General features: G+C 60.6%; 16 protein-coding genes and 3 tRNA genes. 13 read left to right on the top strand and 6 right to left on the bottom strand.

The window, feature by feature from the left end; genetic code table 11:
• The first annotated feature begins 41 nt into the window (after positions 1–41).
• From AB1E42_RS06515 to AB1E42_RS06490, 6 genes are all read left to right on the top strand, one after another.
• Positions 42–3,491, top strand: coding sequence for a pyruvate carboxylase (locus AB1E42_RS06515; RefSeq protein ID WP_368346177.1), 3,450 nt, complete (start codon positions 42–44; stop codon positions 3,489–3,491).
• Between the two features lie 99 nt (positions 3,492–3,590).
• Complete coding sequence (locus tag AB1E42_RS06510) at positions 3,591–4,400, top strand: phosphodiesterase (RefSeq protein WP_368346176.1); 810 nt, start codon at positions 3,591–3,593, stop codon at positions 4,398–4,400.
• Positions 4,401–4,478: 78 nt separating this feature from the next.
• Positions 4,479–4,553, top strand: a tRNA-Gly gene (locus AB1E42_RS06505).
• A 19-nt stretch (positions 4,554–4,572) separates the two neighbouring features.
• Positions 4,573–4,647 (top strand) — tRNA-Gly (locus AB1E42_RS06500).
• A 132-nt stretch (positions 4,648–4,779) separates the two neighbouring features.
• Complete coding sequence (locus AB1E42_RS06495; protein WP_368346175.1) at positions 4,780–5,094, top strand: polymer-forming cytoskeletal protein; 315 nt, start codon at positions 4,780–4,782, stop codon at positions 5,092–5,094.
• Positions 5,091–5,978, top strand: coding sequence for a DMT family transporter (locus AB1E42_RS06490; RefSeq protein WP_368346174.1), 888 nt, complete (start codon positions 5,091–5,093; stop codon positions 5,976–5,978). Before AB1E42_RS06495 ends, AB1E42_RS06490 begins: the two co-directional genes overlap by 4 nt.
• On the opposite strand, the gene AB1E42_RS06485 is transcribed toward AB1E42_RS06490, so the two are convergent.
• Positions 5,975–6,667: a tyrosine-protein phosphatase gene (locus AB1E42_RS06485; RefSeq protein ID WP_368346173.1), complete on the bottom strand. Its 693-nt coding sequence runs from the start codon at positions 6,665–6,667 to the stop codon at positions 5,975–5,977. The genes AB1E42_RS06490 and AB1E42_RS06485 overlap by 4 nt on opposite strands.
• A 17-nt stretch (positions 6,668–6,684) precedes the next feature.
• Positions 6,685–7,368: an isoprenylcysteine carboxylmethyltransferase family protein gene (locus AB1E42_RS06480; protein ID WP_368346172.1), complete on the bottom strand. Its 684-nt coding sequence runs from the start codon at positions 7,366–7,368 to the stop codon at positions 6,685–6,687.
• A 186-nt stretch (positions 7,369–7,554) separates the two neighbouring features.
• Here AB1E42_RS06480 and hisB point away from each other — a divergent pair, with 186 nt between their 5' ends.
• The gene (gene hisB, locus AB1E42_RS06475; RefSeq protein WP_368346171.1) at positions 7,555–8,142 is read left to right on the top strand and encodes an imidazoleglycerol-phosphate dehydratase HisB; all 588 of its coding nucleotides are present in this window, start codon (positions 7,555–7,557) and stop codon (positions 8,140–8,142) included.
• Positions 8,143–8,169: 27 nt separating this feature from the next.
• Entirely contained in the window at positions 8,170–8,808 is a 639-nt protein-coding gene (gene hisH / locus AB1E42_RS06470) for an imidazole glycerol phosphate synthase subunit HisH (protein WP_368346170.1), read from the top strand.
• On the opposite strand, the gene AB1E42_RS06465 is transcribed toward hisH, so the two are convergent.
• Entirely contained in the window at positions 8,809–9,201 is a 393-nt protein-coding gene (locus tag AB1E42_RS06465; protein ID WP_368346169.1) for a DUF2147 domain-containing protein, read from the bottom strand.
• A gap of 132 nt (positions 9,202–9,333) precedes the next feature.
• Between AB1E42_RS06465 and hisA the strand changes: the two genes are divergently transcribed.
• Positions 9,334–10,056, top strand: a complete 723-nt coding sequence (hisA, locus tag AB1E42_RS06460; RefSeq protein WP_368346168.1) for a 1-(5-phosphoribosyl)-5-[(5-phosphoribosylamino)methylideneamino]imidazole-4-carboxamide isomerase — start codon at positions 9,334–9,336, stop codon at positions 10,054–10,056.
• Between the two features lie 6 nt (positions 10,057–10,062).
• Here the strand turns inward: hisA and AB1E42_RS06455 are convergent, their stop codons facing one another.
• Positions 10,063–10,821 (bottom strand): SDR family NAD(P)-dependent oxidoreductase, encoded by a 759-nt coding sequence (locus tag AB1E42_RS06455; protein ID WP_368346167.1) that lies wholly within the window; start codon positions 10,819–10,821, stop codon positions 10,063–10,065.
• A gap of 97 nt (positions 10,822–10,918) precedes the next feature.
• On the opposite strand from AB1E42_RS06455, the gene hisF reads away from it, so the two are divergent.
• Positions 10,919–11,680, top strand: a complete 762-nt coding sequence (hisF, locus tag AB1E42_RS06450; RefSeq protein ID WP_368346166.1) for an imidazole glycerol phosphate synthase subunit HisF — start codon at positions 10,919–10,921, stop codon at positions 11,678–11,680.
• Positions 11,677–11,985, top strand: coding sequence for a phosphoribosyl-ATP diphosphatase (locus tag AB1E42_RS06445; RefSeq protein WP_368346165.1), 309 nt, complete (start codon positions 11,677–11,679; stop codon positions 11,983–11,985). Before hisF ends, AB1E42_RS06445 begins: the two co-directional genes overlap by 4 nt.
• A gap of 150 nt (positions 11,986–12,135) precedes the next feature.
• On the opposite strand, the gene AB1E42_RS06440 is transcribed toward AB1E42_RS06445, so the two are convergent.
• A complete protein-coding gene (locus AB1E42_RS06440) occupies positions 12,136–12,471 on the bottom strand; it encodes a hypothetical protein (protein WP_368346164.1) in 336 nt (111 codons plus the stop codon).
• Between the two features lie 8 nt (positions 12,472–12,479).
• Complete coding sequence (gene rlmB / locus AB1E42_RS06435) at positions 12,480–13,265, bottom strand: 23S rRNA (guanosine(2251)-2'-O)-methyltransferase RlmB (protein WP_368346163.1); 786 nt, start codon at positions 13,263–13,265, stop codon at positions 12,480–12,482.
• A gap of 133 nt (positions 13,266–13,398) precedes the next feature.
• Here rlmB and AB1E42_RS06430 point away from each other — a divergent pair.
• Together AB1E42_RS06430 and AB1E42_RS06425 are read left to right on the top strand one after the other, a co-directional pair.
• Positions 13,399–13,482 (top strand) — tRNA-Tyr (locus tag AB1E42_RS06430).
• A gap of 98 nt (positions 13,483–13,580) precedes the next feature.
• The gene (locus AB1E42_RS06425) at positions 13,581–14,738 is read left to right on the top strand and encodes a WD40/YVTN/BNR-like repeat-containing protein (protein WP_368346162.1); all 1,158 of its coding nucleotides are present in this window, start codon (positions 13,581–13,583) and stop codon (positions 14,736–14,738) included.
• The last annotated feature ends 48 nt before the right edge of the window (positions 14,739–14,786 follow it).

The following is a 14,786-nucleotide window of genomic DNA, read 5'->3' as shown; positions in this document are numbered from 1 at the left end:
CCATATTGATAATGCTGCAACTGCGAAGAAGGGGGAGGCTCATGGCCGATTTTAAGAAGATTCTCGTCGCAAACCGTGGCGAGATCGCCATCCGCATCATGCGTGCAGCCAACGAGATGGGCAAAAAGACCGTTGCTGTCTTTGCCGAAGAGGACAAACTCGGCCTCCACCGTTTCAAGGCAGACGAAGCCTACCGCATTGGCGAGGGCCTCGGTCCCGTAGCCGCTTATCTCAGCATCGACGAGATCATCCGCGTTGCCAAAATGTCTGGCGCCGATGCCATCCACCCCGGTTATGGCCTCCTGTCCGAAAACCCCGATTTTGTGGATGCTTGCGAAAAGAACGGCATCACCTTTATCGGTCCCAAAGCCAAAACCATGCGCGAGCTGGGCGACAAAGCCTCCGCCCGTCGCGTCGCCATCGCCGCCGGCGTTCCGGTCATCCCCGCGACCGAGGTGCTGGGCGACGATATGGACGCGATCCGCAAAGAAGCCGCCGAAATCGGCTACCCCCTGATGCTCAAGGCCAGCTGGGGCGGCGGCGGCCGAGGCATGCGCCCAATCGAATCCGAGGCAGAACTGGCCGACAAAGTTCGCGAAGGCCGTCGCGAGGCCGAAGCCGCTTTCGGCAACGGCGAAGGTTATCTCGAAAAGATGATCATCCGCGCCCGCCACGTCGAGGTGCAGATCCTTGGTGATAAGCAAGGCAACATCTACCACCTGTGGGAGCGTGACTGCTCCGTTCAGCGCCGCAACCAAAAGGTCGTCGAGCGCGCGCCCGCTCCCTACCTTTCTGAGGCCCAGCGCGAAAAGCTCTGCAACCTCGGAAAGCAAATCTGCCAGCATGTGAACTACGAATGCGCCGGCACCGTCGAATTCCTGATGGATATGGACAGCGGCGAATTCTACTTCATCGAGGTGAACCCCCGCGTGCAGGTCGAGCACACCGTCACCGAAGAGGTGACAGGCATTGATATCGTCCGCGCCCAGATCCTGATCGCCGAAGGGAAATCCCTGACCGAGGCAACCGGCGTCGCCAGCCAATATGACGTGGCGCTGAACGGTCACGCGCTTCAAACCCGTGTAACGACCGAAGACCCCACCAATAACTTTATCCCCGATTATGGCCGCATCCAGATGTACCGCTCGGCCACCGGCCCGGGCATCCGCCTTGATGGCGGCACCGCGTATTCTGGTGCCGTGATCACCCGCTATTACGACAGCCTTCTCACCAAGGTCACGGCCCACGCGCCGACACCCGAAATGGCGATTGCCCGGATGGACCGCGCCCTGCGCGAATTCCGCATTCGTGGCGTTTCGACAAACATCGCCTTCGTCGAGAACCTGCTGAAACACCCGACCTTCCTGTCGAATCAATACACAACCAAGTTCATCGACACGACGCCGGATCTCTTCAGCTTCAAAAAGCGCCGCGACCGCGCCACGAAGATCCTGACCTACATTGCCGATATCACCGTCAACGGCCATCCAGAGACTGCCGGTCGCCCGAAGCCGCCCGCCGATATCAAGGCAGCGCGGCCACCTGTTCGGCGCGGTGAAGTAACGCAAGCCCCCGCAGGCACCCGCACCCTGCTGGATGCCAAAGGCCCCGAGGCCGTTGTCAAATGGATGAAAGAGCAGAACAAACTGCTGATCACCGACACCACCATGCGCGACGGTCACCAGTCTCTCTTGGCCACGCGGATGCGCTCGATCGATATGATTGGCGCGGCCCCCGCCTATGCCGCGAAGATGTCCGATCTCTTCTCGGTCGAATGCTGGGGCGGCGCGACCTTCGATGTCGCCTACCGCTTCTTGCAGGAATGCCCGTGGCAGCGCCTCCGCGACATCCGCGCCGGCATGCCCAATATCATGACCCAAATGCTGCTACGCGCCTCCAACGGCGTCGGCTACACCAACTACCCCGATAACGTGGTGCAAGCCTTCGTCGCACAGGCGGCAGCCTCGGGCGTCGATGTGTTCCGCGTGTTCGATAGCCTCAACTGGGTCGAAAACATGCGCATCGCAATGGATGCCGTCGTCGAGAGCGGCAAAATCTGCGAAGGCACCATCTGTTATACAGGCGACCTCCTCGATCCGTCCCGCGCGAAGTACGACCTCAAGTATTACATCGGCATGGCCAAGGAACTTGAGAAAGCAGGCGCCCATGTGCTGGGGCTCAAGGATATGGCTGGCCTCCTCAAGCCCGCTGCGGCCAAAGCTCTCTTCACCGCGCTCAAGCAAGAGGTCGATCTGCCGATCCACTTCCATACGCACGATACTTCCGGCGCCTCCATAGCCACAATCGTTGCCGCCGCCGATGCAGGCGTGAACGTGGTCGATGCCGCGATGGATGCGTTTTCCGGCAACACCTCGCAGCCCACCCTCGGCTCTATTGTCGAGGCGCTGCGCGGCACCGAGCGCGATACCGGCCTCGACATCGCCGCGATCCGCGAAATCTCGAACTACTGGGAACAGGTGCGCGGCCATTACACCGCCTTCGAGAGCGGCCTTCAGGCCCCCGCCTCCGAGGTCTACCTCCACGAGATGCCCGGCGGCCAGTTCACCAACCTCAAGGCACAGGCCCGCTCCATGGGGCTGGAGGACCGCTGGCACGAGGTCGCCCAGACCTACGCCGACGTGAACCAGATGTTCGGCGACATCGTGAAGGTTACCCCCTCTTCCAAGGTTGTGGGCGATATGGCCCTGATGATGGTCAGCCAAGGCCTCACCCGCGCACAGGTCGAAGACCCCGCCGTCGATGTCTCCTTCCCCGACAGCGTGATTGACATGTTTAAGGGCAATCTCGGTCAACCTCCGGGTGGCTGGCCCAAAGCGCTGCAAAAGAAGATCCTCAAAGGCGATAAAGCCTTCGACGACCGCCCCGGCAAGCACCTTAAGCCGGTCGATCTCGAAGCCACCCGCGCTGACCTTTCCAAGCAGCTCGATGGCAAGGAGGTCGACGACGAGGATCTCAATGGCTACCTGATGTATCCCAAGGTTTTCCTTGATTACATGGGCCGCCATCGCATCTACGGCCCCGTCCGCAGCCTACCGACCCGTACCTTCTTCTACGGCATGGAACCGGGCGAGGAAATCAGCGCCGAAATCGACCCCGGCAAGATCCTTGAAATCCGCCTTCAAGCGGTAAGCGACATGGATGAAAACGGCGAGGTGAAGGTCTTCTTCGAACTGAACGGCCAACCCCGCGCCGTGCGGGTGCTCAACCGCCTCGCTGCCGCCGATAAGGTTCAGCGCCCCAAGGCCGAAGCAGGCAACCCCAACCATATCGGTGCACCCATGCCGGGCGTCGTCGCCACCGTCGCCGCTCAGGTTGGCAAGGTCGTCAAAGCCGGTGATCTGCTTCTGACCATCGAAGCGATGAAGATGGAAACCGGCCTCCACGCCGAACGCGATTCCGTGGTCAAAGCCGTTCACGTTCAGGCCGGCGGCCAGATCGACGCGAAAGATCTGCTGATCGAACTGGAGTAATCCCGCCCGAACCGGCCACCTCAAGCGCTCTCCGCAATCGCGGGGGGGCGTTTGCATTTAGCACTTGTGTTTTGCACCGCAGCGCCCAACCTGCGGCGCATGACCAAACTTCTGATCCTGACCGACATCCATCTCACCGAGGCCACGCAAACGATCATCGGCCTCGATCCCCTTGCTCGCTTTCAGGAGGTGCTGAGCGCCGCCACCCGCGATCACCCTGATGCCGCGGCCGTACTGCTGATGGGCGATCTGACCCATCACGGCACGCCCCGCCAATATGCCCGCCTCCAAAGCGTCCTCGCCGCCTGCCCGCTGCCGATCCACCTGATGATTGGCAATCACGACCGCCGCGCCGCATTCCGCACCGCGTTTCCTGATGCGCCGGTCACGGACTCGGGTTTCGTCCAGCAGGTTGTCGATTTTCCCCATCACCGCCTGATCCTTCTGGATTCTCACGATGGCGGCGATCACCCTGATGGCTTCCGCTCCGGCATTCTCTGCCCCGACCGCCTCGCATGGCTCGACAAGGCTCTGGCCGGTTGCGGCACGCGCATGCCCGTCGTCGCCTGCCATCACCCGCCCTTCTGCGTTGGCCTCCCCGGCATGGATGCAATCCGCCTTCAGAACGAAGATGCCCTCCTCTCGCGGCTGGCCGATCATGGCGCCTACCTCCTGTTCGGCCATATCCACCGTACTATCTCCGGCGCGACGAAAGGCGTCGGCTGGTCCAGCTTCAAAAGCCCCTGCCATCAGGCACCGATTGATTTCGTCACTCCCGATTCCGGCCTTTCGATCGACGAACCGGGTGGCTACGGCATCGCCCTGCTGGATCGTCCTGCCCAAATCACCATCCACCATGTTGATGTCGGGCTCGAAACAACCACCATGTCTGACCGCACATCGCAATGATCCAAAAATGCGCAGGCAACGCGCATTTTCCACTTGCACCCTCCTGCGGCTTTTTCTATGCCGCGCATACCAATCGGCGCGGGCGTAGCTCAGGGGTAGAGCATTACCTTGCCAAGGTAAGGGTCGTGAGTTCGAATCTCATCGCCCGCTCCAGATTGGTCAGACATGGCGCGCGGGCGTAGCTCAGGGGTAGAGCATTACCTTGCCAAGGTAAGGGTCGTGAGTTCGAATCTCATCGCCCGCTCCATGTTGAACTTCCTATGAAGATCGTGACCTTATTGGCACAGGCCCACAGGCGACCTTTCGCGAATGTTTGTAAGGGCGGATTGGCAGTCGCGCCTTTCCATGCCAAAAAGCGCCCATCAGGGAGATTTCTATCATGAGCAAGACCATCATCGCCGAAGACCTTACGATCACCGGTGATCTCAGCGGCAGCGCAACCACCGTTGATATTGCCGGCAAAGTCACCGGCGACATCAACGCCAAAGCTGTGGACATCCTCGTCGGTGGCACCGTGCAGGGCAACGTGAAGGCCACCAGCGCTCAGGTACGCGGCACGCTTTCCGGCACGCTGAAGGCTGACGACGTCGAACTGCACACCGACGCCCGCGTGGAGGCAGACGTCACCGCCAAGCAGCTCGAGTCGCACAAGGGCGCACGGCTAAAGGGCAAGATCGCCATCAGCGGCGAATGACCGCTCACCCCTTGTTCGGGCTTCTGCTCGCAACATTCGGCGCACTTGTTCTGACGCCGGATACACTCTTCATGCGTTGGTCAGGGCTGGACGGCACAGAAATGCTCGTCTGGCGCGGTATGCTTGCAGGTCCGGTGTTCCTCCTGATCTGGCTCGTAACCAGCCGCTCCCACCGCACAGACCTCCGCCGCCTGATCACTTGGGCGGGGCTTGGCGTCTTCCTCTGCCAGTTTTTCAATGCCACGCTTTTCCCCACCGCCATTGGCCTAGCACCCGTGTCGGTCGTGCTGTTCGCCGTCGCGACGGTGCCGATCTTTTCCGCGATATTCGGGCGGATGATTTCCGGCGAGATCCCGTCGAATGAAACATGGATCACCATCGCTATCGTTCTTTTTGGCGTGGGCCTTGCTGTGTTTGGTCATGGAGGACAAGTCGCGCTTGATATAAGCACCATCCTCGGCGCCCTCGCGGGCTTTGGCGTGGCGATTGCGCTGGCACTCAATTTCGCGCTGATCCGCCATCACCGCGATGTACCTTTCGTGCTAGCCATTGGCCTTGGCGCACTTACGGCGGGCACTATGGCGCTCACCCTCGTCGGCCCCGCCCGCGCTCTGGATGGCAACATCGCCGCCATCGCCTTTACCGGCGCGGTGATCCTGCCGGTGTCGTTCTTCACCCTTTCGCTCGCCTCGCGCTACACCGCCGCCGCGAATGTCAGCCTCTTGATGCTGCTGGAGACTGTCCTCGGACCGGTCTGGGTCTGGCTCGGCACCGACGAACGCCCCACCACCCTCACCCTCATCGGCGGCGCCATCGTCGTCGCCAGCCTCGCCCGCTACATCCTCCGCAGCCGCAAGCGCGGTCGGGAGTTGCCGGTGGGTTAGGGTTTACCCCTGAATCCACCGTCTTGGAAGCGCGCAAACCGCGCACTCAGTTCCTGCGGATCGTATTGAGTTTGTAGCCAAGAACGGACCGGCGTCATTCCGTGTCGCTCGATGTACTCTCCATAACTATAGAGCAATAAGTCGAGGATACCGGTTCTGCTGCGCTGGATGTGAAGATATCGAAAAGACATCTCGCCCCATGCAAAGCTAAGGGGTTTCCCCTCTATATGAAGATGCCAAAGCGCCGCCGCTATTCCAGTCCTATCCGCGCCTGATTTGCAGTGCATCAGGAAAGGGCGTTGCAAACGTTCAAAAATATCCAACAGGCCAAGTAGCGTTTCTGCCGACATTGCATGTCGCGCTTCCATCGCATGATCTACCAAAGTCAGGCCAAGCGCCGCACAGCTCTCTCGCTCATATAGGTAGAATGCATTTCTGTCCTTCCCCCTCAGGTTCAAGATCGTGGAGATTCCCGCGTCTCGATAGGCAACGAGCCTTGCATGGTCAGGATGGTTCGCTCGATAGACACCGTCCGCAACTTTTCCAAAATTGTGATAAGGTGCTCGCAGAGCACCATGGTCGACCCAACGAATATACCAATCGGCGTTTCTGCGATCAGCCAGCGTGTCGATCCGCCTTCCATATTTCGCGTGTAGAGATTGCTCCCAAGCTTGAAACTTCTCAGCCAAGTTTCCCATAGCGCGCGTTACTCGCTCTTATCGCGTCCCCGCACCAGCGAGTACAGTAAGATCCCTCCACCAAGGACAACCCAACTCGCAAGAGGCGGCATATAGCCACTCGCGCGATACCATAAGGTTCCAGCGGTAATCACTGCGACACTCAAAAGCACCGACCGATCGCGCCTCAAACCTGTGGTGAGAGAAACTTCCATCCCGGAGAACCCATCTTTCAGTGCTCCCAAACGAGGCCACCAGCGGTTCGTCCTTGCAAGGTAATTCACATAGTCCTTGCCAAAGCGTCCCCTGAGATAGTTTTCCTCGTTCGCGATGATCGCCTGATAAATCGCCACTGTCAGAACTACGCCAAGAACAATGATCAAAAAGTCGCCATGCAATACGAAATACCCAAATGCAATCAACATGTTACCAACATAAAGTGGGTTTCTACATGCAGAAAACATCCCTGAGGTCCGCAGCTCTTCAGCATTGACCCGCTTGCCAATACCGTCGCGGCTGACGGGCGTTGCTGCCAGCACTAAGAAGCGAACAAGCAACCCAGCTACAAGAAAAACCGCTGCCAAAAAATCGCGCACAGGCGCTGCAGAAGCGGGCCTTACCAAAGCAAAAAGCCCGATAATCAGAACCGGGAATACCCAATTTCGATGGTAAAAGAAGAACCGTCCAATTGCGATCAACAAACCGTTCTGCATTGCGAAGTAACCCCAAGGCTGTGATTTACTGACCAATAACAGCCAATTCTGGGTCAATACCCAATTAGGCTTTGGATGGCTATATCCGTTGTGAAAAAACCGCAGACAGCTGATCGATCCAGTTCCCCACTTTCCTCACATTAAACAAGATCCTATAACCCCCCCAACCAACAAAAGGATCCCCCAATGCGCAGCGCGTCGATCTCTCGCAAGACCGCCGAAACCGATATCTCTGTCGAGCTGAACCTCGACGGCACCGGTCGCTACGACAATCAAACCGGCGTCGGGTTCTTCGACCACATGCTCGATCAGCTGTCCCGCCACTCCTTGATCGACATGAAGATCCGCGCAACGGGTGACCTGCACATCGACGACCACCACACCGTCGAGGACACCGGCATTGCCATCGGTCAGGCCCTGCGTGAGGCACTGGGCGACAAGAAAGGCATACGCCGCTATGGCGAGTGCCACCTTGCGATGGACGATGCTCAGGTGCGCTGCGCGCTCGATCTCTCCGCGCGGCCCTATCTGATCTGCAACCTCGATCTACCCACCGCCAAGATCGGCACATTCGATACCGAACTGGTGCGCGAGTTCTTTCAGGCGCTCGCCACGCATGGCGGCATCACTTTGCATATCGACAGGTTGCACGGCTTCAACAGCCACCACATTGCCGAGGCCGCTTTCAAAGCGGTCGCGCGGGCCTTGCGTATCGCGGTCGAAACCGACCCGCGCAAAGCCGATGCCATCCCCTCCACCAAAGGCGCCCTCTAAAGGGGCGCCCCACAGGGAATACCCGTCATGCTGACAGCTCTGGTCGATTACGACAGCGGCAATCTCCATTCCGCTGAGAAAGCCTTCGAGCGGATGGCCCGCGAAACCGGCGCATGCAGCGTCGTCGTAACCTCCGATGCCGATGTCATCGCCCGCGCCGACCGCATTGTTTTGCCCGGCGATGGGGCCTTCCCTGCCTGCCGCGCGGCGCTCGATGCCGTCTCCGGCATTGCAGAAGCCATCGAAACCGCCGTCATCCAGCGCGGCGTGCCTTTCCTCGGCATCTGCGTCGGGATGCAAATGCTCGCCACCGTCGGCCACGAATACCAAGAAACCAAAGGCTTTGGCTGGATCGCAGGAGAGATCGACCGGATCACCCCGTCAGATACGGCCCTCCCTGTCCCCCATATGGGATGGAACGATCTGGTGATCGACCATCCCCACCCCGTGCTCGACGGGATCAGCACTGGCGACCACGCCTATTTCGTCCATTCCTATCAAATGACCGCGCGCAACAGCGCCGAGCGCCTCGCCCATGTGGATTACGCAGGCGACGTGACAGCCATCATCGGGCGCGACAATATCCTCGGCACCCAGTTCCACCCTGAGAAGAGTCAGGCGACAGGCCTCCGGCTGATCGCCAACTTCCTCACATGGCGCCCCTGATCAGCCGCTGAGCTTGACCCACCGCTGGCTGGAGCACAAAAGCCCGCCAGCAACGCATCCGCGCAGCTTCATCTCGGTGCCGTCAATGTTGATCTTGCCGATGTAGATCTTGTCATTCGACGGGCGCCAAACCTGCCCCTCATAGGCACCCTCACCGACCGGCACCATGTCGATCACCAACATTTTCCCAATGTTTTCAGATTGATATTCGCCATCGCTGGTGAACGTCCGGCGAATATGCCCGCAATAGGCGTCGCCACAGGGGGAAATTTCCACCATCGCAAAGGCGCCGTCATCCGGCTCCGTCTGCCACACGCCCTCGATTTCATCTGCCATCGCGGCACTTGCGGCAAATATCCCAGCGGCGGCCAGCGCCCATAGTTTGGTTTTCATGCGTATCTCCCTTTTTCGGCAAAAGAGCCTCACCGTTTGATTCCCTGCAAGACTGACGTTGGGTCCCTGCCCCCGTTGCAATCCGCCTCTTGCCATGCATAACAGCCCCAATATCCAATACCGGAGCACCCTATGATCCTTTATCCCGCAATCGACCTCAAAGACGGCCAAGCCGTGCGCCTGTTCAAAGGGGAAATGGATCAGGCAACCGTTTTTAACGACGATCCTGCCGCACAAGCCGCCGAATTCGTCGATGCGGGCTGCGAATGGCTGCACCTCGTCGATCTCAACGGCGCATTTGCTGGCGAGCCGGTCAATGCGGCACCCGTCGAGGCGATCCTTGAGCGGTGCAAAGTGCCTGCCCAGCTTGGCGGCGGCATCCGCGACATGGCAACGATCGAGCGTTGGCTCTCCAAGGGGCTCGCCCGCGTGATCCTCGGCACTGTCGCGGTCGAAAACCCCGCGCTGGTGCGCGAAGCCGCCCGCGCCTTCCCCGGTCAGGTCGCCGTCGGGATCGACGCCCGCAACGGCCGCGTCGCCACCAAAGGCTGGGCCGAAGAAACCGATGTCATGGTCACGGACCTCGCCCGCTCGTTCGAGGACGCAGGCGTCGCCGCGATCATTTATACCGACATCAACCGCGACGGCGCGATGCAGGGGCCGAATGTCGAGGCAACCGCAGAGCTTGCCAACGCCGTCTCGATCCCCGTCATTGCCTCCGGTGGCGTCTCCTCGCTGGCCGATCTCACCGCCCTGCGCAACTGCGGCGCGCCCCTCAACGGCGCGATCTCCGGCCGCGCGCTCTATGACGGGGCAATTGATCTGAAAGAGGCGCTGGCGCTCCTCAAAGCCTAAGCCTCGTCAGATCGAGCCGGCTTCAACCATGTAGTTATTCGCCGTGCACATCGCAGCGTCGTCCGAGGCCAGGAACAGCACCATCTTCGCCAGATAATGCGGCGCGATCAGGTCAGGCAGGCACTGCTTTTCCCGCTGCCGTTCCAGCGCCTCCGGCGTGGCCCACAGCTCCTTTTGCCGCTCGGTCATCACCCATCCGGGCACGACGGTGTTCACCCTTATCCGGTGCCGTCCCAAATCCCGCGCCATGGTGCGTGTCAGCCCATGCACCGCCGCTTTCGAGGTCGCATAGGCAGGGAACCCACCGCCTGCTTCCCACCACGAATTTGACCCCATATTGATGATCGAACCACGCCCCGCCGCGATCATCGCCGGTGCAACCGTCTGAATGGCAAAGAACATATGCCGTAGGTTCGTGTTCGTCCGGTCATCCCAGTATTCCGCCGTGACCTCGCGCCAATCGTGCCGGTCGTCGCTCGCGGCGTTGTTGACCAGCACCTGGGCCGCGCCGATCTTTTCTGCCAGCGCGGCGAAGGCCTCCTTCAATGCATCAATATCCCGCAAGTCACAGGCGGCGAAGGCATGGGCGTGTCCGATCTCGTCCAGCATCGCGGCACCTGCTTTCGGGTTGATGTCAACAAACCCAACCCTTGCGCCCTGCCGCGCGAATGCCCGCACGATCTCCGCCCCGATGCCCGACGCCCCGCCGGTAACAAAAACCGACCGCCCCTTCAGGCTCGGATAGATGGCGTCTTGATCCGGCATGTTCTGCCTCCTCATTCGTTCACAAAATGCTAGGCAACCTGCGCGTCAGGCGCAACCGATCCTTGCCCGTTCCCTGACAACCGCCTATTGAGAGCCCATGTTAAAGACCCGCATCATCCCCTGCCTCGACGTGGCCGATGGCCGCGTGGTCAAAGGCGTGAATTTTGTCGATCTGATCGACGCAGGCGATCCTGTCGAAGCAGCCAAAGCCTATGACGCCGCCGGTGCCGACGAGCTGTGCTTTCTCGACATTCACGCCACCCACGAAAACCGTGGCACCATGTTCGATCTGGTGCAGCGCAGCGCCGAGCAATGCTTCATCCCGCTCACCGTGGGCGGTGGCGTCCGCACCCACGAGGATGTGCGCAATCTCCTGCTTGCTGGGGCCGATAAGGTCAGCTTCAACTCCGCCGCTGTCGCGAATCCCGATGTGCTGTCCGAGGCCGCCCAGCGCTTTGGTTCGCAATGTATCGTCTGCGCGATAGACGCGAAAACAGTCTCCCCCGGCAAATGGGAGATCTTCACCCACGGCGGGCGCAAACCCACAGGCATCGACGCTGTTGAATTTGCCCGCACCGCCGCAGCAAAGGGTGCTGGCGAAATTCTCCTCACCTCGATGGACCGTGATGGCACCAAGGCAGGCTTCAACCTCGCCCTGACCCGCGCGATCTCTGATGCCGTTGATATCCCTGTTATCGCCTCAGGCGGCGTCGGCACGCTGGACCACCTTGTCGAAGGCGTCACCGAGGGCGGCGCGTCTGCTGTGCTGGCCGCATCGATCTTCCACTTTGGCACCTACACAATCGGCGAAGCCAAGTCCCACATGGCCGCTGCCGGCATCCCCATGAGGCTGACATGAGCCTGCACGACCTCGACAAGACAATCGCTGCCCGCAAAGGCGCTGATCCCGATAGCAGCTGGACCGCCAAGCTTTTCGCTAAAGGGCCAGAAAAATGCGCCGAAAAATTCGGGGAGGAGGCAATCGAGGCCGTGATCGAGGCGATCAAAGGCGACCGCGCGCGGCTAACGTCAGAAGCCGCCGATGTCCTCTATCACCTGCTCGTCATGTGCGCGGCGCATGACATTTCGCTTGCCGATATCGAGTCCGAACTGGACCGTCGCTCCGGCACGTCCGGCATCGCCGAAAAGGCCTCCCGCTCATAAAAAAGCGCCCGGGCAAATGCCGGGCGCCAGTTCGGAACGAGGGACAGTATCAGAGAAGACGTGTTCCGTCGTCATTCTCACCACAACAAATAGGCAGCTTTCGCGCCTTCCCAAGGGGTGCTCATCGAAATGTGATCGTTTGACGCACCGTCAGTCGAAGATTTCTTCGATCACGTCGAACACACCCTCCAACACCAGCTTCCCAAAGCTCTTCCGCCGTTTGGGGCGCGGGGGTGGCGCGTGGTAACGCCCCTCTCCCCGCTGCTGGTTCATGTCGTAGGGATGCCCGTGTGGGACATGCCAATCCGGCTTCGGCGCGCGGCGGCGCTGCGCCGGCGCGGCGGTTTTCGCGCGCGGAAGGGATTTCATCCGGCTCAAGGGCGCGCCACAATTATCGCAGGCCAAGGTGTGCTGCTGGTTGCCCCGCAATGCCAAGGCCGTCTTTGCGCCGCAGTAACAACAGGTGGCAATCTTCGTCGCAGGCATGTCGTCCCTCAGCTGGCTGTCGATCTTGCTGCATATAGGGCAACAGCCGCCGCGTTGGAGACGTTGAGCGAGCCAAATCCGCCCGCAAAGTCGATTTTTACCAGATGATCGCAGGTCGCCTTGGTTTTTTCCCGCAAGCCCGGGCCTTCCGCACCCAGCACCAGCGCCACAGGTCGGTCACCGATCCCTGCCACCGCCGCTTCAATGCTCATCTCCGCTTCGCCATCAAGGCCCAGCACCAGATAGCCCATCTCTTGCAACCTGCGCATACCGTCAGAAAGGTTCCTGATCCGCACATAGGGCTGCCGCTCCAATGCACCGCTCGCGGTTTTTGCCAAAGCACCCGTTTCAGGGGCCGAATGCCGCTGCACGCCAACAACCGCCCGCGCGCCGAATACCTCTGCCGAACGCAGGATCGCGCCCACGTTATGCGGGTCTGTCACACGGTCGAGCAAAACCAGCCGCGCTGGCCCCGCGCCCTCGGAGAGCGCGACATCATCCAGTGATCCCCAGTTCAGCGGCCGCACCTCAAGTGCGGCGCCCTGATGCACCGAGCCTTCGTCCAATGGGGCCGCAAACCGGCGCGGATCAGAGATTTCGGGCGTCATACCGCTTTCGGCAATCGCATCCGCAAGCTTCGCCTCGGCATTGAGCGTCACCACCAAACGCAACCGCTCGCGGCGCGGATTCAACAACGCATCGCGCACCGCATGCAAGCCAAAGAGCCACACCGTTTCCGATGCTGCCGCACGTTTCCCGCGCTCTTTCTCGATCACCCACTTCGGTTTCTTCATTGGTCTATCCGCTGTTTTCTCCTCCATGCGATGCCCCGCCGCAAGACGCAAGAGAAACAGCCGATTTTCCTGTTGACGCCCTCGCGCACTCCGCATATTCAGCCCCTCGCAAACGGCCTTTAACGGCTGTTTCGGGCGACGAGCTGCAAGGTGCGGCAGCGGACTGTAACTCCGCCGGGGAGACCCATGCCTGGTTCGATTCCAGGGTCGCCCACCACTCCCCTTCCAGATTTAAGCGGGTTTCGACGTAAATCCCCTTTGGTATTTCGCAATCTTGCGGCCATACTTCTCCCATATTTCCGGCGGAGAACCGCAATGACCACATCCGTTACCCTCCTCGTCGGCACCACAAAGGGTGCTTTCCTTCTGTCCTCCGACAGCACCCGCGAAAACTGGTCCGTCAATGGCCCGCATTGCGGTGGCTGGAGCATCAATCACGTCATCTCCGACCCGCAGACGGGTATGCTCTATGCAGGCGGCGGCAGCGGCTGGTCCGGCGCGGGCATCTGGCGCTCTGCGGATCAAGGCACAACATGGGAGCTGTCAAAGCTGTCTTGGGGCGGCATGGATGAATGGCTCGACCGGGATCCCGATTTCGCGGCCGAGATCGGCATCCCCGCGCCCGACCCCGCGCCTTTCACCGGCGAGATCGAGTCGGTCTGGTCGCTTGGGCAAGCGGGTGGCACGCTCTATGCCGGCACCAAACCCGGTAATCTGCTCACTAGCACCGATCAGGGTCAAAGCTGGCAATTGGTCGATACCTTGGCCAATCACCCCACCCGCGCCACATGGAATCCCGGCGCCGCTGGCCTTGTGTTGCATACAATTATCTCCGATCCAGCCGCACCCAATAAGCTCTGGGTCGCGATCTCCGCCGCTGGCACCTTCGCCACCGATGACGGCGGCCAGTCATGGGAGCGCCGCAACCGGCTCTCCAACGCGCCCAGCCTGCATGAACACGGCCATGACCACGGCGCCGATACCGGCCTTTGTGTACACAACATGGTCCGCGCCGATGGCGATCTGATGTACCAGCAGAACCACCATGGCGTTTTCCGCAGTCAGGATGGCGGCCGCAGCTGGCAGGATATCTCCGATGGCTTGCCCTCCCGCTTCGGCTTCCCCATCGCCCTGCATCCCCATGACCCGCAAACCATCTGGACCCTCCCGCTCAACGGCGACATGGCAGGCCGCTTCCCGCCCGATGCCTCCGCCGCTGTCTGGCGTTCCCAAGACGGGGGCGAAAGCTGGTCGCGCATGGGCAATGGCCTCCCGCAACAGAACTGTTTCTTCACCGTTCTGCGCCAAGCAATGGCGACCGACACGCTCGCCCAACCGGGCGTGTATTTCGGGACCAATAGCGGGTCTATCTTCGCCAGCACGGACACCGGCGAAAACTGGCGCGAGATCGCCCGCCACCTGCCGACCGTCCTGTCGGTCGAAACGGTGACGGCGGCGGCATCCGCGCTTTAATGCCCGCCGCTCCCATCCTATAGTCAGGCCATCGCGCAGAAGAACAAA

This window comes from Pelagovum sp. HNIBRBA483 (assembly GCF_040931995.1).
Classification (GTDB): Bacteria; Pseudomonadota; Alphaproteobacteria; order Rhodobacterales; family Rhodobacteraceae; genus JAEPMR01.
The sequence above is the reverse complement of the archived record's forward strand: the minus strand, read 5'-3'. Positions and strand labels throughout refer to the sequence as shown.

Excerpts from the sequence above, each read along its gene's own strand:
- AB1E42_RS06465 (WP_368346169.1), bottom strand. The coding sequence starts at position 9,201 with ATGAAAACCAAACTATGGGCGCTGGCCGCCGCTGGGATATTTGCCGCA.
- AB1E42_RS06455 (WP_368346167.1), bottom strand. The coding sequence starts at position 10,821 with ATGCCGGATCAAGACGCCATCTATCCGAGCCTGAAGGGGCGGTCGGTT.
- hisH (WP_368346170.1), top strand. The coding sequence starts at position 8,170 with ATGCTGACAGCTCTGGTCGATTACGACAGCGGCAATCTCCATTCCGCT.
- AB1E42_RS06425 (WP_368346162.1), top strand. The coding sequence starts at position 13,581 with ATGACCACATCCGTTACCCTCCTCGTCGGCACCACAAAGGGTGCTTTC.
- AB1E42_RS06510 (WP_368346176.1), top strand. The coding sequence starts at position 3,591 with ATGACCAAACTTCTGATCCTGACCGACATCCATCTCACCGAGGCCACG.
- AB1E42_RS06490 (WP_368346174.1), top strand. The coding sequence starts at position 5,091 with ATGACCGCTCACCCCTTGTTCGGGCTTCTGCTCGCAACATTCGGCGCA.
- hisF (WP_368346166.1), top strand. The coding sequence starts at position 10,919 with ATGTTAAAGACCCGCATCATCCCCTGCCTCGACGTGGCCGATGGCCGC.
- hisB (WP_368346171.1), top strand. The coding sequence starts at position 7,555 with ATGCGCAGCGCGTCGATCTCTCGCAAGACCGCCGAAACCGATATCTCT.
- AB1E42_RS06445 (WP_368346165.1), top strand. The coding sequence starts at position 11,677 with ATGAGCCTGCACGACCTCGACAAGACAATCGCTGCCCGCAAAGGCGCT.
- AB1E42_RS06515 (WP_368346177.1), top strand. The coding sequence starts at position 42 with ATGGCCGATTTTAAGAAGATTCTCGTCGCAAACCGTGGCGAGATCGCC.
- AB1E42_RS06480 (WP_368346172.1), bottom strand. The coding sequence starts at position 7,368 with ATGCAGAACGGTTTGTTGATCGCAATTGGACGGTTCTTCTTTTACCAT.
- AB1E42_RS06440 (WP_368346164.1), bottom strand. The coding sequence starts at position 12,471 with ATGCCTGCGACGAAGATTGCCACCTGTTGTTACTGCGGCGCAAAGACG.
- rlmB (WP_368346163.1), bottom strand. The coding sequence starts at position 13,265 with ATGAAGAAACCGAAGTGGGTGATCGAGAAAGAGCGCGGGAAACGTGCG.
- AB1E42_RS06495 (WP_368346175.1), top strand. The coding sequence starts at position 4,780 with ATGAGCAAGACCATCATCGCCGAAGACCTTACGATCACCGGTGATCTC.
- hisA (WP_368346168.1), top strand. The coding sequence starts at position 9,334 with ATGATCCTTTATCCCGCAATCGACCTCAAAGACGGCCAAGCCGTGCGC.